Consider the following 20554-nt stretch of genomic DNA (forward strand, 5'->3'; position numbering starts at 1 on the left):
ACGCACATTTGCAAGAGTGTCCTTCGGCACTTTCGCAATTTTTCGGGTGCATCATACGCCCTCCGATTCGTTCGACACGACAGCAACCGAGTGGCCAACCGGAAGCCCAATTTCCTTTAAATCACAAATCGCGAATTGCGAAATGATCGCAGTGGCCAGGTCCGTCTGTCTCTTCAGATATCAGAAGACGTCGTGCACGCTAAAAGGCCCTTTGGGATGATCCCTAAGGGCCTTTGGGGTAATGCAAAATCGATTATGTCTCGTTTGATAAGTCAAGACTTTGGTTGAGTCGATCAGGCGCCTTACGGGTTTCGGGGTTGGGGATTTGTGTGTAGACGTCCATGGTCATCGAGATCTGTGAGTGCCGCAGGATGCGCATCGCCACCCGAGGGTGGACGTCGAGGGCAGCCAGGAGCGAGGCGCAGGTGTGCCGGGTGTCGTGGACGCGGATGCGCGGGACACCCGCCTTGCGGCACTGAACCTCGAAAGATCGGTTGAAGTTGCGCGGCTCGATCGGTGTGCCGTTCCTCGTGGTGAAGACGAGATCGGAGTCCTTCCACTTCGCCCCAGCCGCCTTACGGGCCTCCTCCTGAGCTCGCTGGCGGTGTCTGAGCGCGGTGATGCACAGGCCGAGCAGCGGAAGCGATGCGGTGGAGTCGTCGGTCTTGGTCGTCTCGCGATGGAGGAGTTTCCCCCTGACGCGGTTGAGCTGCCGAGAGATCCACACTTGTTCTCCACCGAGGTCGACGCAGTCCCAGGCGAGCCCGAGCACCTCGCCCCGCCGCAGGCCCAGAACGAGGATCAGCACGTAGGCCGCGTAGAGCGGGTCATCCTCCGCCCGCAGGTGTTCAAGGAACCTCCGCGCCTCATCGACATCCCATGCCACGTGCTGACGCTTCTTCTTGGTCTTGCTCGGGTTGGGCAGGGTGGTCAACGCCGCGACGTTCTTGGAGATCAGCTCTTCCCGGATGGCGTTGCCGAGCGCGGAACGCAGAACACGGCGAATCCCCGCGATCGTGCTCCGAGACGGATACCCCTTGCAGCACTTTCCGATGGCGCAGCATCGCCGCTTGGCCTCCGCCCGCCGGTGATCCTTCTTCTGGTCACAGCAGGTGCAGAGGGTGGCCAGCGCGTTCAGCCACGTCTGCACCTCGCGGACCGTGAGCTTGTCGAGCCGCTTTTTGCCCAGGCCAGGAACGATGTAGAGCCGCACCAGCGGCTCATAGGCCACGTAGGTCGTCGGCTCAAGGTTGGGCTCGACCACCTCGGCGAGCCAGCGCGTCAGGTACGCAGCAAGGGTGGGGTGCTTGGTCGGCACCGGCCCCTTGCTCGCCATCTCGTGGAGCTTGAGCCACTTCTCGTGGGTCTCCTCGCGGGTCTTGCCGTAGGCCCATTTCCGGGTCTTCTTGCCTTCTGGGGTGACGACCCAGACGTAGCCGGCCCAACCGTCCTTGTATGGGAAGACTGAGCCCTCACCGTTCGAGCGCTTGCCCATCAGGCGGCCTCCTCGCAGAGCCGGGTCACGTAGTCGTTGAATGCGGATTCCGGGATGCGGCGGCACCGCTCGCCGACCATGACGGAACCGAGTTCTCCGGAGCGGATGAGCTTGTAGAGGGTCCACCGGCTGACCTTGAGCTTGGCCATCACCTCAGGGACCGTGAGCATGTCATCGGCGTTCATCGGCCACCTCCGCCGTCCGCCGAGACAGGTAAGGGCGTGCCGGTCAGTGCCGCGAGGAGAAGCGCGTCACCGACGGAGAGCCCCTTGCCCACGTACTCCCAGTTGGCGATCACGAGGACGGTGTCCTCGTCGAAGAGGGGCAGGCGTCCGGTGGTGGTCTCTTCGGTGCGGGCGAAGTCGCGGCGTTCGTCGCGGATGGAGCCGATGGTGGTGGAGTAGTGGCGAGAGCGGGTGGAGAAGTGGCCGCGGAAGCCCAGCATGTGGGACCAGTGGGCAAGGCGGAGGTCGGCCAGCTCGTCGAGGGCGCCCAGGCGCTGGCATTCGGCGATGAGGCGGCGAGGGTGGTCGCGGAGGTTGAAGGCGGCCAGGTCGTCGAGGGGGTTGATGCGTCGGTCGAGAGTGCCGACGCATTCGGCGGCTTTGGTGGCGTACTTGGCGATGTAGCCGGCCACGGCCTGTTCGGAGAGTTCTCCGTCCGTGGTGATCTGGCGGACGTCGAGCTGTCGGCCCCAGCGCAGGGTGCGCGCGGGTTCGTCGCCTGCCGCGGGAACGGTCACGGTCACCGCTCGGACGGCGTGCTGTACGGCGTGCGTCAGCATCTCTGCCGTCGCCCAGGCCGGGGGCGGTGAGGCCGGTCCGTCAGGGCCGTCGAGACGGATGACGGCGTGGAAGTGGACGACGCCGCGCTTCTGATACTCGGCGACTTTGGCGAAGGAGATCGTCAGGCGCTCACGGAGCTCCCGCAACGTGAGACCAGCCGTCTTAGCGACGCGTCGTCGCAGGGCGTCTGTGAAGCGCTGCCAGAGCTTCGGGGAGACGGCGTTGAACAGCACCGATCCCGTGTACTCGTAGCAGTCCGGGCAGAGCGGCTCACCGAGGCACGACTCGTCGGCGCCGTGTCGGGCGGTGCAGGACATGACGCGCCCGTGCGGGCAGGTCTGCGCGTCGCGGCGGGCGTGGCAGGGCAGGGTCTTGCCGTTCTTCTCTCGCCGAGTGTGGACGACTCCGAATGACGGAGCGGTCAGGGTGATGAACAGGCACGGGTGTGCGGTGACCGAGGCCGGGACGCCCTTGCCACCGACCAGGCCCGCGCGGATGAGTTGGTAGGTGTCGGCGCGGTAGACCTCGGCGCACGCCGGGCAGCGGGAGGCGCGGCGGGTCTTGCACGGCAGGTGTAGGACGCCCTCGGGTTCGGTAGCGGTGGTGTAGCGGTGCAGGAGCCGGCCGGTGGCGCGGTCGACGTGCAGGACGCGGCCCCGCATGTGGATGGGCTGGCGACAGCCGCCGGTGGCGCGGAGTCGGGCGGCCCAGCGGGGGTACTTCGGATCGTTCAGGCGGGTGATCATGCCTGCGATCGCGTGCGTGTCGGGGCGTGTTGTGGGCAAGATGGTCTCCTCCTTTCACTCGTTGGGTGAGGGGGGATGGCCCCCGACCTGGTAGGCGTCTTGGCGGATGTACGGCCAGGCCGGGGGCGCCGACGGTTTCAGCAGAAGCCGAGACCGTCGCAGGACTCGCAGGTGATGCCGTGGCTGTCGAGGCCGGTGGCGCCGCAGTCGCAGCACCGCCACCGCTTGGGCGCGATCAGCGCGGGCGGTTCCTGCTCGCCGTTGTGCTGGGTGGTCGGTGGGGTGTCAGGCGGCATGGGCAGAGTCGGGTTCGACGCAGCCGATGTAGCTGGTCTCGGCGTCGTACCGGGCGCGCCGGTGGGCGAGGACGGCGAGCGCTCCGTAGCGGACCGGGCCGAAGCTGATGCCGGTGCGGTAGTGGCCGTAGGAGGCGTCCTCGGCGTCGACTTCGGCGCCCAGGAGGGTGGCGATCCGGTCGACCTCGGCGGTCATCTCAGCGTCGGTTCCCCGCGCGGGGAAGCACAGAGCGCTCACCTCGTAAGGAATGGGGAGCTCGGGGTTGGCCTCCAGAAAGGTGGCCAGTTCCCGCAGGCCGGTGATCATTGCGGTGTGCTTGTCGGTGGTGGTCACGATGGTTCTCCTTTCGGTTCAGGCGGTTTCGGAGGTGGTGCGCAGGGTGCGCAGCAGGTCGGAGGCGAGTTGGTTGGACACGCCCAGGCGGGCGCGCAGGGTGTCACGGCTGATCGGCTTGCCCTGGGCGTTCTGGTACTCGGCCGCCACCCGACGGGCGTAGTCGACGAGTTCCGAGGACGGACCGTCCGCGGCTTGGTCCTGGTCGTCCTTGCCGTCCTGGGTGGCGGGGACGAGCGCGGGCACCGGGGTCGGCTCGGAGGACGGGGCCGGGGACGGTTCGGGACGAGGGCCAGAAGCGCGGCGTTCGAGCATGGAGACGGCGATCAGGAATGCGCCTGCGGGGGTGGCGGCGGTGATCCAGCCCCAGGTGGAGGCTTCGGCTTGGTGGAGGTTGGCGGACAGGGACAGGACAATGCCGAGGATGAGGACGAGGGTGGGCCAGGAGGCCAGGCCGTCCCGGACGCGTCCGGTCTTCTTGTCGCGCTGGCGTTCACGGGCGGCCATGACACAGGTGAGGTCGACGCACACGGCGACGGCCCAGGCCATCCAGCCGCTCTGTCCGTGTTCGGTGGCGGTGTCGCGGATGTGGGTGAACGAGCCGGCCCCGGCGATCGCGGCCAGGACGATCACCGGTCCGGAGTCGAGCAGTGCGGCGAGCAGGTTTCGCGTCATGGTTCCTCCCTTCAGAAGTCAGGGGGTACGGGGTGTTAGGCGGGGACGTCGACCGGTTGGGCGGCGGTGAGGTCGTCCCAGGACGGGGTCAGGTGCGCGTAGGCCTTGGCGGCGTGTTCGGCGGTGTTCTCGGCGACGTAAAAGGAGCGCGCCCGATACCACTGGCCGTCCTGGGAGGCGACGATCGCGACGCCGGGGGTTTGGGCGGGGATCGCGCGAGCGGAGACCAGGGCGGCCGGGTCGAGGTCGCCGAGGGTCATGGTCGCGGTTTCGGGGTCGTTGACCCGGTGGCAGATGCGTCCCGAGCACTGGGCGCGCAGTGCGGTGACGCCGGGGCCGAGGTCGGAGCCGATGCGCTGGCCGGAGCAGAACAGGTAGATCCCGAACGCGCGGCCGAGCTGTCCGATGCGCAGCAGCGCGGTGGAGGTCCTGGCGATGTCGTCCTTCTCGGACTTGTCGGCCATCAGGTACAGCTCGGCCAGCTCGTCGACGAGCACCACGACCGGAACCGGGCGGACCGCTGCGGGGAGTTGCCAGATGTTGCGGGCGCCGGTCATCCGGCACAGGCCCATCCGGTCGATCATCATGCCGATCAGGTCGGCCAGCAGCCGGGCGCATTCGGCGCGCTCGGTGGCCAGCGCGGACAGGCGTTCGGCGTAGGGGGTGAACTCCACGCCGCCCTTGAGGTCGAAGCCGACCAGGGCGACCGGCTGCGGGGCCAGGCCGACGAGCAGGGCATTGGCGAGGTTGGACTTGCCGGACTGGGTGGCTCCGGCGTTGATCCAGTGCGGCACGGTCCGGAAGTCGATCACCCAGGGTTTGCCGGTCTCCAGCCGTCCCACGGTGACCTTGAGCAGGTCGGTGGAGGGCGGCAGCCGGTCGACCTGGACGAGGGGGTCGCGGATGGTGGTGTTGATGACGAGGCGTCCGGGGCGGGGTGAGGAGACGCGGACGGCGTGCACGCCCCAGGAGTGGGCGAGGCGTTCGGCGGCCTGGGCGTAGTCATCGGGGATCTGGCCTTCCAGCAGGTGCAGGGTGGCGCGCCAGCCGTGCCGGGTGGGCATGGGCAGCCACATCCAGGGTTTGGTGTCGACGGCGACCCGTCGGAAGCGGCGCCGTACCTTGACGGTGCCGGTGGAGACGAGGGCGCCGGGGGTGAGGGTGAAGGCCCAGCGCGCCCGCTTCTTCGTCAGCCCGCACCCCAGTGCCACTTTGCGCCAGGTGGCGCGGACGCTGAGCGCGGTGAGCGGGTAGGCGGCGATCAGCCAGAACGACCGGCGATGAAAGCGCCGCCACGCCCACAGAGTGACCGTGATGCAGGCCAGGACGATGAGGGCGAGCCTCAGGGAGTCAGGCACCCTGCTCTCCCGCGGGGATGCCGGAGACGGGGACGATGGAGGTGGCCTTGTAGCTGATGCCCCATCGCGAGGCGCCGTTCTGCGGGATCTCCCAGACGTAGCCGACCATCGCGGTCGGTACGACGTCCTGGCCGGGGGCGATCGGGGGTTGTCCGGAGGTTCCGACCTTGACCAGTTCGATTCGGCCCAACTCGTCTTCGGCGAGCAGGACGGACTCGTAGATCTTGTTGCCTTCCTTGTCGGTCTTGATCTTGCCGGTGTCCTGGTCGACCACGCGGGGACGGGCGGCCTTGACGCAGGTGAAGCGGAGCCGGTGGACATCGACGGGGATCGGGATGTTGCGCATGGATGTACCTCCTTATTTGGCTAGGACAACATAGTCAGCCTAGTTGGCATGGGTGTCAATGGTCGCGTGGTTGGCTTGGTCGCGCCTTTGTGCTGAACTAGGGAGCACTCGCGACAGAAGAGGGGCGATGGTCAAGAACACCGGGCGACCCGGCTATCTGCAGATCGCCGACGACCTGCGCGAGCAGATCCGGCGCGGCACCTTGGCACCCGGAAATCCGCTACCGTCCACGACCCAGCTCGCCACAACGTACGAGGCGTCATTGAGCGTGGTGAAACTCGCCGTCGGGGTGCTACGCAACGAAGGGCTGGTCATCGGCCAGCAGGGCAAGGGCGTCTTCGTCCGCGACGACGCCGCCCCGGCTTTGCCGCCGGCTGCGGAGGAGTTGGCCGAGATGCGGGCCACGCTGCGGGATCTGTCGCAGCGCCTGGAACGGGTGGAGTCGAAGTTGGCCGAGCGCGAGTAGTTCGCCGCTCATCCGCGCACGTGGCAGCCGGTGACCCGCCGAGCCAGGCCCGCCGCCCGGGTCGGAGGAACGCCCCCCAAGGACATCCGCCGGTCCTCCTGGCGCATGCCGACCATGACGAGCACGTAGCCGACCACTACGGCCGCCCCGAGGACGAGGCCGATGATCAACGGGATCGTGGTCACGTCCAGCTCACCCCCACCTCGGCGAGAGTGCGCGGACGGCCGGCCGGGCGCCTGCTCTGCCCGCGCCGCTTACTCGTCCGGCGCTTGGCCGCCTGCCCCTGACGCCGGATCCACCGGTCCCGGGCCAGGCACTTGCGGCAGGCGATCCGCCCCTCCTCCAGGGCCGCGCCACACACGCAGGCGGGCCTCTCGTCGATCGGCCGAATGTCGTTGATCACTGTGTCTCTCCTCTCGATCGCTGCTGTTGCTGCCTTGCGATATCGAGAGTGCGACAGAGAGGTAGGACGAGATCACTACAGGATGGGACATGTTCAGGACGTCCGGTCTACGATTGCCACGTCCCTGGACGTCCCTTCTTACGGGCAGGTGAGATGGCGAACGAGCGATTGCGCACGGCACTGCTGGAGCGGGGAACGACGATCGCCGAACTGGCCGAGGCTATCGAGGTGGACGCCAAGACCGTGGAGCGGTGGATCACCCAAAGCCGCACCCCTTATCGCAAACACCGCTTCGCCGTCGCCAAGTACCTCGACGCCGAAGAGGCCTACCTGTGGCCCAACGCTCTGACGCCCAAACAGGCCGCCGCGGTTTCGGAGACTGAGATCGTCACCGTCTACCCGCACCGCTGGGCCGTACCTCGGGACGCCTGGGGACGTCTGTTCTCCGCCGCCAGAGAAGAGATCGGCGTGCTGGTCTACAGCGGCACCTTCATCTCCCAGGACACCGGCCTCATGCGCCTGTTCGCCGACAAGGCCAAGGCGGGCGTACGGGTACGCATCCTGCTCGGCGACCCCGACTCACCCGAGGTCGCCCAACGCGGCGCGGACGAGGGCATCGGCGACGGCATGGCCGCGCAGATCAGGATGTCGCTGGTGCTGTACCGGCCGCTGCGTCAGGTCGAAGGGGTGGAGATTCGGCTGCATCGCACGGTGTTGTACAACTCCATCTACCGCGGTGATGACCAGCTGCTGGCCAACACCCACCTGTACGGCATGCCCGCCGGAGACGCACCCGTCCTGCACCTGCGCAAGGTGGTGGGCGGCGGCATGGTGTCGACCTATCTCGACAGCTTCGAAGCCGTCTGGGCCGGAGCGAGGCCGGTAGAGTCCTGACCCATGGCCCGCCGGATCGACTTCTACGACGACCCCTCCGCGCCCGCGCCCAACAGCTTGGTCCCCTCGGTCAACGTCGTCGTCACCAACGACGCCGGGGACATCCTGATGATCCGCCGCACCGACAACGACAACTGGGCCGTCCCCGGCGGAGCCATCGACCTCGGTGAGTCCCTCCCAGCCGCGGCCATCCGCGAGACGCTGGAGGAGACCGGCATCACGTGCGAGATCACCGGCATCGTCGGCACCTACACCGATCCCAGGCACGTCATCCTCTACACCAGCGACGGCGAAGCCCGACAGGAGTTCTCCATCGTCCTCACCGGCCGCCCGCTCTCCGGCGAGCCAACGCCGAGTGACGAGTCCCGCGAAGTGCGGTGGGTGCCGCGCGGCCAGGTCGACTCGCTGACCATGGACCGCTCGATGCGTCTGCGAATCGGCCACTACCTAGCCGGCACCACCGGGCCGTACATCGGCTAGCGCGACCTGGACCGCCCGCACCGCCGAGGTGATGCACGGCGTCGCGTTGGCGATCGACCGGCTCACCAGATGCTCGGGACCGTACCGGGAATGGATCTCCGCCAGCCGAACATCGACCTCCAGGGGAAGCCCGTCCGGGCTGGTGGTCATGTCGCAGTAGGTCAGCGCCTCCACCAGCTCCGGACGCTCCCGGTCGAACTCCTCGTTCAGCACGTCCAGCAGGCCGCGCTCGGTGGCCTCATAGACCGCGCACGAGTGATGCGCCACCAGCCGGACGAGCTTGTCATCGGCCTGATGCACCTCGCGCAGGTAACGGGCACCGTCGAGCGGATGGAACCCGGTGTCGACCAGCGGCGGCGCGTACCCGATGTCATGCAACCAGGCCGAAGCGGTCAGCAGGTCGGACTCCTGACCGAGGATCGGCGCCAGCGACTCGGCACGCGCGGCCACCCCCTGCGTGTGCGCCCACCGGCGCGGCAACGGCTGCTCCAGCAGCTCTTTGGCCAGGTCACGTGCCCACTCAGCTTGTCCCATGCGGTTCACGATAGACGCCGTCCCCCGAGGCGAATCCAGTACGCGAGCCGAGACGTCCCAGGACGTCTCAGTCCGGGAGAGAACGGACAAACCGGCCCTTGCCATGCGCGGTCACGATCAACCCCTCGCGCTCCAGCTCACCAAGGGCATGGCGCACTGTGTTGCGCGAGGCCGCGTATTGGCGCCGGAGCGCGTTCTCACTCGGCAACGCCGCCCCGACGGCCAGGACGCCCCCGCGGATCTGTGTCCGCAGATCCCCAGCGATCACCTGATACCGGTAAGCCGCCGCGCCAACCTGATGCCCCTCCTCCTTCACCACGCGCCCCTTGCCGGGCATCGTGACGATCAGCCCTTCGCTCTCCAGCATGGCCAGGCTGCGACGGACGGTCGTGCGGGCCACGTGGAACTCCGCGACAAGGGCAGCCTCGGACGGCAGAGTGCCGCCGACCGGATACTCGCCGGAAGTGATCTTTTCGCGGAGCCGGTCGGCGATCTGGGGATAGACCAGCCCGCCGGTCAGCCACCTGCTCGTCTCAGAGATCATCGAGTCAGGCGCGGTACGCGTCGGCGATCTTGTCCAGATCCACGGTCAGCGGCTCCTGCTCACCCTGGCGCCAGCCCTCCCGGGCCGCGGTGGAGATCCGCTTGGCCGCACTCGCCAGACGCAGCGAAGAGGTCCGCTCGTCGAGCTGGTCGCCCCAGTAGAACCAGTGAAACGCCGTCTGGACATAGACCCGCCGGGTCCGGAAATGCCAGTCGACGACCTCCAGGCAGGGCTGTCCGCTGTTGTCGACGATCAAGACGGTGGTGATCTCCAGCGAGGACAGTTGCTCGCGCAGCAGGGTCAGCAACTCCTGCTGGTGGGCGCGCTGTCTTTCTCGTGCGGTGGTCATGGATGTGCTCCTGTCAGCGTGGCGGGCGTAGTCCCTTGGGTGGGAGCCCGTGCCGACGAGCTTCGTCTTCGGGGGGCGGAGATCGACACCGCAACTTAGGGACGTCTAGGGACGTCTTATGTTAACGTCGCAGGCACTGACCGTGCCACGGGAGGTGCCACCCATGAACGAGAACCTGCGCCACGCCCTCATCCGCGCGCGGCTCCAACCCCTCGACGTCGCCACCCACCTGACCGTCGACCCCAAAACCGTCACCCGCTGGCTGGCCGGCCGCATCCCCCACCCCCGCCACCGCCTGGCCGTCGCCGACCTCCTCGAAGTCGACGAGAACGACCTGTGGCCCGACAGCATCCGCCAACGCTCAGGGCTCACCCATGAACTCAAAGCCGTCTATCCCCACCGATGGGCAGTGCCGGCGGACACATGGCGCACGTTCTTCGCGTCCGCCACCGCCAACATCGACATCCTCGTCTACAGCGGCCTGTTCCTCGCCGAAGACTCCGGACTCCTGCGCATCCTCACCGACCGAGCACACGCTGGGGTACGCGTACGCATCCTGCTCGGCGACCCCAACAGCCCGCACGTGACAACCCGCGGCACCGAGGAAGGCATCGGCGGCGACGTCATGGCCAGCAGGGTCAAAAACGCCCACGCCCTCTACCGGCCACTCCAAGACGTCGAGGGAGTCGAACTCCGGCTACACCGCACGGTGCTCTACAACTCCATCTACCGCGCCGACAACGAACTCCTGATCAACCTGCACGCCTACGGCACCCGAGCCCCCGAAGCACCCGTCATCTACCTAACCCACACCGAAGCCAACAGCACCGCAACGACCTACCTGACCAGCTTCGAACACGTCTGGACCAGCGCCGAGCCCGCAGGCCGAAGCCGCTGACAGGCAGTCTGCCCAAGATCGAAAGAAACTTATCTGTTCGTCTTTAAAGGCGGCCCGCTCCGCGGCCCGCCGAGGCGCGCCGGTCGGCACGCGTGCCCGGCTGCGGCTCTTCGGCCGGTCCGGGCACGCACCGCCCTGCGCGCCCTGATGCCGTCAGACGTGACGAATTAAGACAGGCACGATTTGTCATTTCGATCTTCGCTGTGAGGGGCGGGGTGATCGATCGCTGCAGCCCTTCCGTGTTGGCCTTGCCATCAGCATGCGTGGAACTCTCCCCGGCTCGCGAGTCTCACCGGCAATAGCAATTAAAGGGGGCAATCCAGTGCATCCAAGGGCAGTTGTCAACCCCCCTATGACGACCCAAGCCTTCGACAGAGCGCTACGGGGAAGAGCCCTGCCTAACCTGACTTGTTCCGACTGAAAAGCGAGAACCGGCTGCCGCGCCGCTTCCGGTGCTCGGGCCTGGCGGCCCTGCGCTCCGGATCAGCTTGCCACTGAGCATGAGAGCTGAGGACTGCTCTACCAAGGGCCCACGCTGACTCCCGTGCCTGGCAACTTGTCCGCCCCCCGCCTTGCCGATGCCGTCTGTGTCACTGGAACGCTTCCTTTTGGATATATTTCTTCGAGACCTAGCCGCTAAAAGCGGTCAAATCCGGCGAAACCCCCAAGCTTCCCAAGTCGGTATTAATGGGAACAAAGATTCCTTCACGGTGCGGAGGGTTAGAATCATCTAGTGACCGGTCTATTGCTGATGCTAATATATAAAACATAGAGCAGCGAGGTCCCCCTGTGAGTTACCGCAACAAAACGTATGTAGCCTTCGCCAGCGAAGACATTAGGTCCTATAGGCTAATGGAAGCCTGGCGTGAAAATAAGAACATCGATTTCAACTTCTATGATGCGCATGACCTGTACATCTCGCGCGACACCAGTAGTCGAGAGACGATTAAGCGTAATCTGCGAGAGCGGATGAAAAACGCCAAGCAGTTCGTATTGCTCGGCAGCGCTAACGCCAAGAAAAAAGGCGGAGACGGCTATTCATTCTTGGCATATGAGATCGAGGCGATAGTTAACCTTGACCTGCCGGTAGTGATCGCCAACCTTGATGGTGGTCGGACAGTTAATCGGAATTTCATTCCCAAACCGCTATTGGACGTCGACTACTACACCATGTCAGTGTCGTTCCAGCCGGCGATCATCAAGTACGCTTTGGACAACTACGCCGAGGCGTACGCCCGCAGCTCCAATACGGGGTGCTACCAGTACAAGCCAAGCGTCTACGAACAGCTCAGCCTATGAGCAGGGCACTGCTTAATGACCTAAAGGGTCAGCGCTTCTGGCAACACTTCGCGGTCCACGCTCTGTCGGCAGTTGGTCTTATAGCGGTGCTCGCTGGCCTCTACGATGTCTTCTTTCCTGACGTGGCTGAAGGTGTCGGGACATGGATGACCGTCATAACGGTCGTAATTGCACTGATTTATGCTGCCGTCAGGTCTTGGCCTCGGCCGATTGAGCAGCAGTACGAGGCGCCGAATGTGAAAATAAGCTTAGTCCGGGGAGACATCCTTGAGCAGGATGCGGATCACCTGGTGATCGGTATGCAGACAACCTTCGATACGGAGATGCCGCGAATCATCGCTCGGACGAGCCTCCAGGCCCAGTTCGTTGACAAGATTTACGGCGGAGACGTGAAGCGCCTGGATGGTGAGCTAGATCAGGCGCTTAGTGATAAAGTCCCGGTGGGCACGATCACGAAACCGGGAAAGACGAAGGTTTACGAAGTGGGAACGGTGGCGGTACTGGAGCAGGCCACTCGGAGCTTCTTCTGCGTCGCGTACTCGGAGATGGATGCGAAGAACGTTGCTCGAAGCTCAATTGAGAATCTCTGGCGAGGTCTCGATCAGCTCTGGCGCGAGGTCGCCGATCGCGCGAATGGCGGTACGGTTGCTGTCCCGGTTCTTGGTGGCGGACTAGCGAGACTGTCGCAAATTCTGCCCGCCCAGGATTCGGTCCGGTTCATCATCTTGTCATTCGTGTTCGCCTCTCGCCGGGAGCGAGTATGCGATGAGCTAAAGATCGTTGTACAATCAGAGCAGTACGACCGACTCGACCGCTTGGAGATCCAAGCCTTCCTTATGTCGCTGAGGGCGTCGTGATAGCGGATTCAATTCAGCTCCCAGACGATGGTTCTTGTGCTTTCTGCGCTTACCTCAATGGCACACGCCCGTACACCATCTTGGCTCGCGATGAGGTCACGGCCATGTTGATTACACGGGAACAGCGCGGTGTGGCCCACTTGCTCGTCATCCCCGTCCGCCATGTCGAGACCATCCTCGATTTGAGTGACGAGGAGGCAGGTGCTGTGATGATCGCCGTGCGTGAGGCGGCTCGCGTGATCGACCGCGCCGAAAGACGGCCAGGCATTGCAGTCTGGCAGAACAACGGAGTGCCTGCGGGGCAGTCGATCGGCCATGTTCACTTCCATGTGGCTGGCACACTGCCCGGCGGGCGAACCGAGTGGGGTGACGTGCCCGAGTTGCCTATCAGCGAGACGGAAGCGCTCGCTGACAAACTGCGGGCAGTGCGTGACGATCTAGCAAGCGAGTAAAGGTAGGACGTATGAGAGTTCGCGATCCTGCTTTGGAGCTTCTGCTTTTGGTTGTGTCGATCGCCAGCGAGGCCCCATCGTAGGGTCTTGTCATCGGATGCCTATGGCTCAGGTGACAGTAACGTTCCCCCACGCTGACACATTCGCGCCACCGTCGACACGCGGCTGACTACGGTCTAGATCAGCGGAGCAGGGCGATTGCTCAGCCTGAATAGCGGGGCCGGGCTGCCGCGGGGCTTCCGTTCCTCGGGCCTGGCAGTCCTGCGGTACGAGTCCCCTTACCACCGGATAGCTACCTTGATAAGCGATCACACTGCCACCTCATCGGGGCCGACACGCGTAGGGTGCTAGTCGTTGTCTGTCTCAAGAGCGGGCAGGTCGCAGGAATTGGGGGAACGTGATCCGTGATGATGTGGTTAGTGCCCTGCTGGGGATGAACGTTCCGGCCAGGGTTTTGGAGGACTTCCCTGAACTACCTGCGGATACTGAGGGATTGTTGATCTACGGGAGTCAGGCCCGCCAAGACGCCGGCCCCGATTCGGACCTAGATGTGCTGGCCCTGGTGACAACTCAGCGACCCAGCACTGACGCCGGTTACGTACACGTGAGTTACTACACCCGAAAACAGCTCTCGACTGGCATCGGTACTCTTTTTGGGGCTCACCTCAAGCGTGACGCCAAGATTGTTTGGGACAGACATGGCTATCTAACCCGCGCTGTGGAGGACATGGCTGAGGTCGACACTAAGCGACTCCTTGCCCGCGCTCGGAGCCTGTCTGAGCTGTTCACGAGCTTGGAGCGAGACTTGCCGAAGTACCTCCCCGGCCTTTTGCGTCAGGCCCGGTACCTGCTGCGCAGCTGCTTATACGCGCAGGCCATCGCTGACGGTGCTCCCTGCTTCTCGGTGCGGGAGCTGGCCGTTCGGCATGAAGATCCTTGCCTGACCAGCCTCCTGGCCTCACGGCAGCCAGGTGAGGCGACTACATCGGACCTTGAGCAATGCCTGTCCCGGCTGCGCAGGATAATCGGCGAGTTCCCGCCCAGCGAACATGGTTCCCTTGAGGCTACAGTCGTCAATGAATGGGGACGTCCCAGTGACATCCTCTCGATGGCGTTCATGGCCCTGGGTGTTACCGGCAAGACCTCCGACTACGCCGAGGTGGAGAAGATCCTGTTGTGAGTGCCGAGATCGCATTTGTAGGCGACATCCACGGAAATCTGAGTGCTCTCCGGGGACTATGTGAAGTCCTCGCTGCGCGAGGTGGACCGCACGCGATTTTTCTTGGTGACTACATCAACAAGGGGGCACAGTCTGCCGAGGTGATGGAAGAGCTTCTTACGTATTCCGGATCCGGACGCGCGACCCTCCTCAGGGGGAACCACGAGGCAGCGTTGCTCGACGCGTTGGACACCGAAGACTTGACGGCCTTTCTCAAAATGGGCGGGGCGATGACCATTCGATCGTACGTCGGTGCGAAAGTTGGACCCGACGTACTCAGTGACTTTCGCGCTAGGTTCCCAAGCGAGCATTTAGACGGGATGCGGCGTATGCCCGAAACCTACGAGTTGAATGACTTCATCGCCCAACACACCCCTCCGTCAGCCTCGACGCGCAAGTTCCGGGTGAGTGCGCACGTTACAGTCGGCCAGCTTCCAAGGATTGGTCCTAACTCGGCGCAGCTGGATACCGGCTGTGGGTCCGGTGATGGTCGTCTCACGGCTCTGCTGTGGCCCTGCCTCGACTACGTCCAGGTTGACGCTGATGGCGCCATCGTGACCAGCTGACCGGGTGAAACCAACGCTCAGTCACTCGTCCAGCTGATCGAGAAGCCACTGGGCTCGCTGCTCGCCCGCCTTATTTCCCATCGCCCTGTTCACTTCAAGACAGGCGCGCGCGTGCTCTCCCGCTTTGCGTTCCATACCGGCCGCGCGGCAGCACTGCGCAAGCAGGAGCAGGGAGATGGCCTCTCCCCGCCTGCTTGCGATCTGCCGGTTTAAAGACAAAGCGCGCTCGGCATATGGCAGGCCCTCGTCAGGCCGGCCTTGGCGGAGGCGCACCTGCGCGGCCAACACCTCGGCATTGGCATGTAGTGCCGACGGTGGTGTGCCACGTAGAGTTGAGACCACTTCGTCCGCATGGGAAGCCGCGGTCTCTAAGTCCCCCACGCCAACCTCAAGCCTTGCCAGATTAACGAGAGACTGACACACGTCCAGATGGTCTTCCAAGCTGCGCCTTGAATCGAGAGCCTTTTGGAAGGCGCGCCGAGCTGGCTCCAGGTCGCCGATTCGCTGGTGCGCAAGGCCGAGGTCGTCAAGGATCCGACAGCGGACTTTCTGTGCATAGGCGTCATTCTCGTTGAGAAGAGTCAATGCCTGGTCGAGCCGTCCTATTGCATCGACGTCGCGTCCCTGCCTGCGCAGCACCCCAGCCTGGGCAGCGAAGGCTTCGGCTGCGAGTGGTGAGTGCAGGTGCGAGGCTGTACTGATGAAGTGTTCGATGGCGCGCTGCGTCGCGGCGTAAGCCTCGTCGAGTTCACCGTAACGAGCCAGGGACCGGGCGTAGGCCAAATGTTCGGCCGGACCGCCCATCGCGGCTGCCTCTCGGAGGTTTGCCCGTCCCGCCTCAGCCTGACCGAGGTCGATTAACTTCTCACCGCGCAGGCGCAGGTTCGCAGCCCGCAAGACGTCTTTTCCTGATGACGGCAGCAGGTCGACGTGCCTAGGAACCTTTGATCCGGCCAGAGCTTTCCACGCCTCAAGACGCTCAGTTAGCTTCGTCTTGAGGTCGCGCATGTCCGCAATGGACTCGTACATCATCGCGTGGTGCCGGGACATCTGCTCTCGGAGCTTCACGATCCGCTCGGCGGGCGCAGGATGATCGAGGAAGGCTACCCACACATCCCGCATCGGCTGCTCGGTGCGGCCGAGCTCAAGCAGGCCCGTGAACAGTTCCTCTTCGCTACCGGACGTGTATCCCCATGGACCGCCCGACTCGCTACCCCAAGATCCCTTGAACAACGCGACCAGGAAGTGGCTCTCCCCGATGAGTTCATTGATTGCCTCCTGCGGTCGCCGAGCAGTTCCTCGTGCGCGTTCCCAGCCGACGATTTCGTAGGTCACGTTGCTCTCGCCTCTGCAACGAGCGTTGTGCTCGTCGACACAGGCGCGAACACTTGCCCGCTCGTCCGGGAGATCGCCGGGCGAGGCCAGAAAAATACGGAGCGGTAGCGCATCAGCCATGCCCCGACGATATCCGGTGTATTGACGGGACACTGGCGAGAAGCGAACGTGTGTAGCCTAGTTGAGGCCTCGTAGTCCCAAGCCTCCCAAGAGCTGGGCACTCGCTCGCACGAATCGGTTTCCTCTCGCCGTTCGGTAGAGTTCCGTGTCTTCGAAGGTCTCGATGACGAGGCCAAACAGCACTCCGTCGACGTTATGGCGGAAGGGCCGGATGGCGATGTCACCGAAGCGGAGGCCGGGAAGTTCGCTGAGCCATCCGTTCAACCGGTCGCGTGCGGTGGTGACGGCGGCCCAGTGATCGTCATCGGTCCCGGTGCACTCGACGTGGGAGTCGAGGTGGCGGCCGGTGGCGTCGAAGGTATGCAGGATGGCATGCCAGCGCTTATGCGGGTGACAGCAGCGCTGACAGCAACGTCCCCACACGCGGACTCACTTCGGCTACCGTCCACCACTCTCTGACCACGGTCTCCGCCACCCCACCAGGTTGATTGGTCCGACTGAAAAGCGGAAGGTCGTGGACAGGATTGCGGCGTCGCTTCTGGGAATGTCGTACGACGTCCAGTCGCCTGCGGTAGCATCTCGGCAGGTGCATTCGGTCACCTGCCTGTGCTAGTGCTCCCGGTCATTCACTGGCGGTCAGGCCCACAACCGACATGAGTTGCTCCACGTAGGCCGTCGTTCCTGATTGCGACTGAGACCGGGCAGTCCTGATCGGTGTGCGATGGTTGCCAATCCGCAGCTCCCTGACCTTTTCCAGCCACAGGCTATTCTTGCAGTGGCGTGGGCACGTACAGCTGTTGCTGTTTTCGCCCACATTCCCCTTGTTCTGATTATCCTGCCGATGCTTCCCGCTCTCGCAATTCTCCCTTTCATAGGGAGCCGGAGGAATGACCTCAAGGCGATCATCAATCTCCTCCAGGGGTGGAGCGCAGATATTCTGGACCGCTGCTCACAGGGAAAACCGCCACGACGATGAAGCACTTCCACATCCACGACATGGCGCGGAAGCGAGCCGCATACACAGGGGAGCCGTTTCGCGCGGCGCTTCAGTCCCTCGAAGGAAGCTCCTCACGCACTATTCCAATACCGTATGCAAATTCCCTCGATCAAGAAATTCTGGAAACAGATTTCTTGCTTGCCATGCACAGAACGCTGTCGACCAGCATTTTCACGAACGACGCGCCAAAGTCGAGTCGTAGCAATTTGGCCCTCATATCGTACGTGCAGCCGGAAGCTGAGCGTCTAACTGTAGCTGTAACTAGGGAGGATCTCCCGGGAGTTTTATCCGCAATCATCCCTAACGCTCAATCGGCAGACGATGACAATATAATTGGCATACCGGGTTTAAGATTTGAGATTCATGAGCGACATATGAGCCTCTACCGCCCTGGCGGCAACTCATATATATGTCTTCGCGGTGCTCGTGAGACGATCATGCGATCACAATGGCGCAAGGCACTGAGGATCGCGGAGGAACTTCTCCAAAGTCCCTACTACGTTCATAGAGAGTCGCCGGATTTAGTGACGAAGCATGAAACTGAGACTATCGAGTTCTTTCGTGACGATCGTATAGGTAGTTCTCGCCTCTGTAGCGGAATTATGCGTAGAGTACATGTCTTCTATCCGGAACTGAGAGGCGACAAGAAGCCTAGATGGATTGATGTATGGGACAATGGCGGAATGAGGCATGGAGTGCTTTTGCAGCTTGAGTGGATTAACGGCAGAACAGCGCCAGAAGTCTGCAGAGAGTTGCTGGACGAAAAATTTGGAATGTCTCTTAAGGTCTCACGCAATACATCTAACTGGACGACCAAGGACTGGATTACCTTAGAGCAGCGTGGAAAGCATACGAGAATGCGCGGGAATATATCGCTCCGCTACAATCGCGCACTGAACGACTGAAGTGAAGATGAAGTTTTCCCTTTACGTAGAGGTCTGCTCCAGCTCCAGTCACCGTTCTCCCTGCCCCAATGAGAACGGCGGCGCCCCTTTAAATTATTGCGGATGAGATTGAATGGGCACGAGGCAGTTGGTCTTGATCTCGCTGATCGCAATAACCGGGCGACGTCTGGCCTAAGAGGGTCGAGACTTGGAACTTTCGAAATCCGCCGACGTGTAGACACGGCCGAACAAGTCTAGAACTCGAAATCCATCGAGATCATTCGCCGATAAACAGCCCGGCAGTGCGGACCAGGACTGTGAGTTGTTCTTTTGCGAGTGCTGTCGATTCCGGAGCGCTAAGTGTTCCGTCTGCATGAGGATGCAGTCCGAGTAAAGCGCCCTGGATCGGGGCAGACAATTGCCGTAACTCGTTGATGAGGCCGCGCAAATAATCTTCCGCAATGGTCAGGATATCCGTGCCCCACTGCTGGATTGCCTGCTCGCTGGTGTCGACAGTCGCGCGGTCGTCATCGCCGGTAAGCACACCATCGTCGGCCAGGAGATCGAGTATGCCATCGAGATGGGGCTTGCCATCGGCCAATTGGAGCTGGCGGGTGATCGGATCGTAGGAGGCGGCCAAGCAGTGTGCGCCTCGGCGCAGCAGCGACTGCTCCATGCCGCCTTCCCACGTCGCTCGCTCCAACTCAACCCAGCCGTCGCCCGATAGCTCCGCCTCCAGGCAGTCCAAAACGAGTTCCGAGTAATCATCGACGCCGCGAGTGCCATACAACTGCTGGTAGGTCTCCCCGGCCCAGCCCTTGTCCTGGTCGGCCACACCGGTGACGTCGCCGATGGCGACGATCGATGCGAGCAGCGCGTCCGCTTCCGGGAACTCGGCCATGGGACAGCCGCCACGGTGGCACCAGTGCTCCCCTGGACACGAGAGGATCGCTCGCCGCACAGTGTCGACTGTGTCCGTACCATCGGCAGAGCGGCTCACGCACAGCAAGTAGCTGTGCAGTGGACCGGGGACGCCGATCAGACCCTCGGTGCCGTGCAGGGCCCCGCCATACACGTACACGATCAATCCACTTCGGCCCTCCCCCGCCCAGCCGGCGATGGCCGCGCGGGCGGTGGCAAGCGTGCCCACATCCATGCTGGAGTCCCATGCGTCAAGCAGCCAACGGGCGCTGTATCGCCAGTCGCCCGCGGACCCGAGAGCGATGGCCAGCGTCTCGATGTCTTGGTGCGTGTTGTCGGTGACTGACAGCCCGCCAAGGCTCGTCGAGGTGGCCAGCAGCTCGCTTGCTACTCCTGGATCCTGCGCTGCCGGCAGCGGCTGTGCCGGTTCGGTCGACCACCAGCGCACACCCTCAGGAATCAGCGCCTCGTTGGCCTGCGCGTCGATCGCAACAGTCGCAGCGGGCCCTTGCTCGCTGGTGACACCCAGGACCGTGTACAGAGCCGCTTCCCATTCCCCGATCCCGCCAGGCATCATGGCCAGCTCCGGCCGCTCCCAGTCAGCAGCGGGCAGAAGGACTGTCACCTCCCCGAGTTCGGCAAGGGCAGTGACCGTCAGAGGCCGCCCGGGAAGAGCCTCAGCGTCGGACGAGTCAGTTTGTGGTTCCCGAATGGGTTTGCCGTGTCGGTCCAGGCGTGGGATCCATGGTGGGCGCCGCTCCTGCCGCCGACGGATCCGGTCCGCCTGGCGCAGCAGTTCGTCCTTGGTCGGATATGAGCGAAGGAAGCCGTCGGCGGCCGGCCGCACCAGTGCGTCCAGATCATCTTTGCGAAGTTCCTCGGGGCGCTCGGGCACGTCAATGAACAGCTCTGGTTCGACCAGCTGAGCAAACCGTGCCTGTACCGCAGCGGTGAACTTCGCCGTGAAGTCACCCTTGGTCGACTCAAACGCCTTCCTGGCGGGCTCCAGGTCAACGCTGTCCCCAACCAGGCTTTCCATCATTGACAGCAGCACGCTGTTCTGGCTGTATGCGCTGAGCATGACCACGACCATAACGGTAAACACGGACACGGGCAGGGAAGTTCGCGCCACTGCACCACTAGTTGCCGCCTCAAGGCACTTGCTGCCCCCGGGCAGCATCGGGCCTTGAGCTGCACGGGTAAATTTGGCACTCGCAACCTCATTCGAGGGGTTGGATGGTATAAGCGATAGGCACTGAATGAGCCACATGACGGGCTGAATTCTCTGCATCCTGGAAGTT

General features: G+C 63.6%; 25 protein-coding genes. 10 read left to right on the plus strand and 15 right to left on the minus strand.

Translation table 11 applies throughout. The annotated features are described in order from the left end of the window. Positions 1-253: 253 nt before the first annotated feature. From AC5L38_RS25085 to AC5L38_RS25120, 8 genes are all read right to left on the minus strand, one after another. A complete protein-coding gene (locus AC5L38_RS25085; protein WP_495245261.1) occupies positions 254-1495 on the minus strand; it encodes a site-specific integrase in 1242 nt (413 codons plus the stop codon). Continuing rightward, complete coding sequence (locus AC5L38_RS25090) at positions 1495-1680, minus strand: helix-turn-helix domain-containing protein (protein ID WP_495245262.1); 186 nt, start codon at positions 1678-1680, stop codon at positions 1495-1497. The genes AC5L38_RS25085 and AC5L38_RS25090 overlap by 1 nt, the downstream gene beginning before the upstream one ends. Further along, positions 1677-3065 (minus strand): replication initiator, encoded by a 1389-nt coding sequence (locus tag AC5L38_RS25095; protein WP_495245263.1) that lies wholly within the window; start codon positions 3063-3065, stop codon positions 1677-1679. The genes AC5L38_RS25090 and AC5L38_RS25095 overlap by 4 nt, the downstream gene beginning before the upstream one ends. Positions 3066-3163: 98 nt before the next feature. Then, on the minus strand, positions 3164-3322 hold the full coding sequence (locus AC5L38_RS25100; protein ID WP_495245264.1) for a hypothetical protein: 159 nt from the start codon (positions 3320-3322) through the stop codon (positions 3164-3166). Continuing rightward, on the minus strand, positions 3312-3656 hold the full coding sequence (locus tag AC5L38_RS25105; protein ID WP_495245265.1) for a hypothetical protein: 345 nt from the start codon (positions 3654-3656) through the stop codon (positions 3312-3314). Before AC5L38_RS25105 ends, AC5L38_RS25100 begins: the two co-directional genes overlap by 11 nt. Before the next feature lie 18 nt (positions 3657-3674). Next, positions 3675-4331: a DUF2637 domain-containing protein gene (locus AC5L38_RS25110; RefSeq protein ID WP_495245266.1), complete on the minus strand. Its 657-nt coding sequence runs from the start codon at positions 4329-4331 to the stop codon at positions 3675-3677. A gap of 35 nt (positions 4332-4366) precedes the next feature. Continuing rightward, positions 4367-5689: an FtsK/SpoIIIE domain-containing protein gene (locus AC5L38_RS25115; RefSeq protein WP_495245267.1), complete on the minus strand. Its 1323-nt coding sequence runs from the start codon at positions 5687-5689 to the stop codon at positions 4367-4369. After that, a complete protein-coding gene (locus AC5L38_RS25120) occupies positions 5682-6035 on the minus strand; it encodes an SCO3933 family regulatory protein (RefSeq protein WP_362899569.1) in 354 nt (117 codons plus the stop codon). Before AC5L38_RS25120 ends, AC5L38_RS25115 begins: the two co-directional genes overlap by 8 nt. A 127-nt stretch (positions 6036-6162) precedes the next feature. On the opposite strand from AC5L38_RS25120, the gene AC5L38_RS25125 reads away from it, so the two are divergent. Then, positions 6163-6501: a winged helix-turn-helix domain-containing protein gene (locus AC5L38_RS25125; RefSeq protein ID WP_362899571.1), complete on the plus strand. Its 339-nt coding sequence runs from the start codon at positions 6163-6165 to the stop codon at positions 6499-6501. 8 nt (positions 6502-6509) lie between these two features. On the opposite strand, the gene AC5L38_RS25130 is transcribed toward AC5L38_RS25125, so the two are convergent. Both AC5L38_RS25130 and AC5L38_RS25135 read right to left on the minus strand, forming a co-directional pair. Further along, positions 6510-6686, minus strand: coding sequence for a hypothetical protein (locus AC5L38_RS25130; RefSeq protein ID WP_364237547.1), 177 nt, complete (start codon positions 6684-6686; stop codon positions 6510-6512). Next, complete coding sequence (locus tag AC5L38_RS25135; protein ID WP_495245268.1) at positions 6683-6904, minus strand: hypothetical protein; 222 nt, start codon at positions 6902-6904, stop codon at positions 6683-6685. The genes AC5L38_RS25130 and AC5L38_RS25135 overlap by 4 nt, the downstream gene beginning before the upstream one ends. 153 nt (positions 6905-7057) lie before the next feature. Between AC5L38_RS25135 and AC5L38_RS25140 the strand changes: the two genes are divergently transcribed. Beyond that, positions 7058-7798, plus strand: coding sequence for a DUF5919 domain-containing protein (locus AC5L38_RS25140; RefSeq protein WP_362899577.1), 741 nt, complete (start codon positions 7058-7060; stop codon positions 7796-7798). A 3-nt stretch (positions 7799-7801) separates the two neighbouring features. Next, positions 7802-8278: an NUDIX hydrolase gene (locus AC5L38_RS25145; RefSeq protein WP_495245269.1), complete on the plus strand. Its 477-nt coding sequence runs from the start codon at positions 7802-7804 to the stop codon at positions 8276-8278. On the opposite strand, the gene AC5L38_RS25150 is transcribed toward AC5L38_RS25145, so the two are convergent. From AC5L38_RS25150 to AC5L38_RS25160, 3 genes are all read right to left on the minus strand, one after another. Continuing rightward, positions 8246-8812, minus strand: a complete 567-nt coding sequence (locus tag AC5L38_RS25150; protein ID WP_436758303.1) for an HD domain-containing protein — start codon at positions 8810-8812, stop codon at positions 8246-8248. The two genes, AC5L38_RS25145 and AC5L38_RS25150, sit on opposite strands and share 33 nt — an antisense overlap. A 67-nt stretch (positions 8813-8879) precedes the next feature. Next, positions 8880-9356: a GntR family transcriptional regulator gene (locus tag AC5L38_RS25155; protein WP_495245270.1), complete on the minus strand. Its 477-nt coding sequence runs from the start codon at positions 9354-9356 to the stop codon at positions 8880-8882. 4 nt (positions 9357-9360) lie between these two features. Continuing rightward, positions 9361-9705, minus strand: coding sequence for a hypothetical protein (locus AC5L38_RS25160; RefSeq protein ID WP_495245271.1), 345 nt, complete (start codon positions 9703-9705; stop codon positions 9361-9363). A 163-nt stretch (positions 9706-9868) separates the two neighbouring features. On the opposite strand from AC5L38_RS25160, the gene AC5L38_RS25165 reads away from it, so the two are divergent. From AC5L38_RS25165 to AC5L38_RS25190, 6 genes are all read left to right on the plus strand, one after another. Next, a complete protein-coding gene (locus AC5L38_RS25165) occupies positions 9869-10603 on the plus strand; it encodes an XRE family transcriptional regulator (RefSeq protein ID WP_495245272.1) in 735 nt (244 codons plus the stop codon). Positions 10604-11392: 789 nt separating this feature from the next. After that, entirely contained in the window at positions 11393-11902 is a 510-nt protein-coding gene (locus AC5L38_RS25170) for a TIR domain-containing protein (RefSeq protein ID WP_495245273.1), read from the plus strand. Beyond that, positions 11899-12759: a macro domain-containing protein gene (locus tag AC5L38_RS25175; RefSeq protein ID WP_495245274.1), complete on the plus strand. Its 861-nt coding sequence runs from the start codon at positions 11899-11901 to the stop codon at positions 12757-12759. Before AC5L38_RS25170 ends, AC5L38_RS25175 begins: the two co-directional genes overlap by 4 nt. Further along, complete coding sequence (locus AC5L38_RS25180; RefSeq protein WP_495245275.1) at positions 12756-13211, plus strand: HIT family protein; 456 nt, start codon at positions 12756-12758, stop codon at positions 13209-13211. The genes AC5L38_RS25175 and AC5L38_RS25180 overlap by 4 nt, the downstream gene beginning before the upstream one ends. 397 nt (positions 13212-13608) lie before the next feature. After that, on the plus strand, positions 13609-14391 hold the full coding sequence (locus tag AC5L38_RS25185) for a hypothetical protein (RefSeq protein WP_495245276.1): 783 nt from the start codon (positions 13609-13611) through the stop codon (positions 14389-14391). Further along, positions 14388-14996 (plus strand): metallophosphoesterase, encoded by a 609-nt coding sequence (locus tag AC5L38_RS25190; protein WP_495245277.1) that lies wholly within the window; start codon positions 14388-14390, stop codon positions 14994-14996. Before AC5L38_RS25185 ends, AC5L38_RS25190 begins: the two co-directional genes overlap by 4 nt. Before the next feature lie 21 nt (positions 14997-15017). On the opposite strand, the gene AC5L38_RS25195 is transcribed toward AC5L38_RS25190, so the two are convergent. Then, positions 15018-16451 (minus strand): tetratricopeptide repeat protein, encoded by a 1434-nt coding sequence (locus tag AC5L38_RS25195; RefSeq protein ID WP_495245278.1) that lies wholly within the window; start codon positions 16449-16451, stop codon positions 15018-15020. A gap of 921 nt (positions 16452-17372) precedes the next feature. Between AC5L38_RS25195 and AC5L38_RS25200 the strand changes: the two genes are divergently transcribed. After that, entirely contained in the window at positions 17373-18353 is a 981-nt protein-coding gene (locus AC5L38_RS25200; protein WP_495245279.1) for a hypothetical protein, read from the plus strand. A 256-nt stretch (positions 18354-18609) separates the two neighbouring features. Here the strand turns inward: AC5L38_RS25200 and AC5L38_RS25205 are convergent, their stop codons facing one another. Then, on the minus strand, positions 18610-20334 hold the full coding sequence (locus AC5L38_RS25205; RefSeq protein ID WP_495245280.1) for a hypothetical protein: 1725 nt from the start codon (positions 20332-20334) through the stop codon (positions 18610-18612). Between the last annotated feature and the right edge of the window lie 220 nt (positions 20335-20554).

It is taken from the genome of Streptosporangium nanhuense (genome assembly GCF_059358815.1).

What these genes read in the sequence shown, in the direction of transcription:
- AC5L38_RS25175 (WP_495245274.1), top strand. Translation starts at nt 11,899, where the DNA reads ATGAGCAGGGCACTGCTTAATGACCTAAAGGGTCAGCGCTTCTGGCAA.
- AC5L38_RS25155 (WP_495245270.1), bottom strand. Translation starts at nt 9,356, where the DNA reads ATGATCTCTGAGACGAGCAGGTGGCTGACCGGCGGGCTGGTCTATCCC.
- AC5L38_RS25205 (WP_495245280.1), bottom strand. Translation starts at nt 20,334, where the DNA reads ATGCTCAGCGCATACAGCCAGAACAGCGTGCTGCTGTCAATGATGGAA.
- AC5L38_RS25195 (WP_495245278.1), bottom strand. Translation starts at nt 16,451, where the DNA reads ATGGCTGATGCGCTACCGCTCCGTATTTTTCTGGCCTCGCCCGGCGAT.
- AC5L38_RS25165 (WP_495245272.1), top strand. Translation starts at nt 9,869, where the DNA reads ATGAACGAGAACCTGCGCCACGCCCTCATCCGCGCGCGGCTCCAACCC.
- AC5L38_RS25120 (WP_362899569.1), bottom strand. Translation starts at nt 6,035, where the DNA reads ATGCGCAACATCCCGATCCCCGTCGATGTCCACCGGCTCCGCTTCACC.
- AC5L38_RS25110 (WP_495245266.1), bottom strand. Translation starts at nt 4,331, where the DNA reads ATGACGCGAAACCTGCTCGCCGCACTGCTCGACTCCGGACCGGTGATC.
- AC5L38_RS25150 (WP_436758303.1), bottom strand. Translation starts at nt 8,812, where the DNA reads ATGGGACAAGCTGAGTGGGCACGTGACCTGGCCAAAGAGCTGCTGGAG.
- AC5L38_RS25140 (WP_362899577.1), top strand. Translation starts at nt 7,058, where the DNA reads ATGGCGAACGAGCGATTGCGCACGGCACTGCTGGAGCGGGGAACGACG.
- AC5L38_RS25145 (WP_495245269.1), top strand. Translation starts at nt 7,802, where the DNA reads ATGGCCCGCCGGATCGACTTCTACGACGACCCCTCCGCGCCCGCGCCC.
- AC5L38_RS25100 (WP_495245264.1), bottom strand. Translation starts at nt 3,322, where the DNA reads ATGCCGCCTGACACCCCACCGACCACCCAGCACAACGGCGAGCAGGAA.
- AC5L38_RS25085 (WP_495245261.1), bottom strand. Translation starts at nt 1,495, where the DNA reads ATGGGCAAGCGCTCGAACGGTGAGGGCTCAGTCTTCCCATACAAGGAC.
- AC5L38_RS25125 (WP_362899571.1), top strand. Translation starts at nt 6,163, where the DNA reads ATGGTCAAGAACACCGGGCGACCCGGCTATCTGCAGATCGCCGACGAC.
- AC5L38_RS25090 (WP_495245262.1), bottom strand. Translation starts at nt 1,680, where the DNA reads ATGAACGCCGATGACATGCTCACGGTCCCTGAGGTGATGGCCAAGCTC.
- AC5L38_RS25160 (WP_495245271.1), bottom strand. Translation starts at nt 9,705, where the DNA reads ATGACCACCGCACGAGAAAGACAGCGCGCCCACCAGCAGGAGTTGCTG.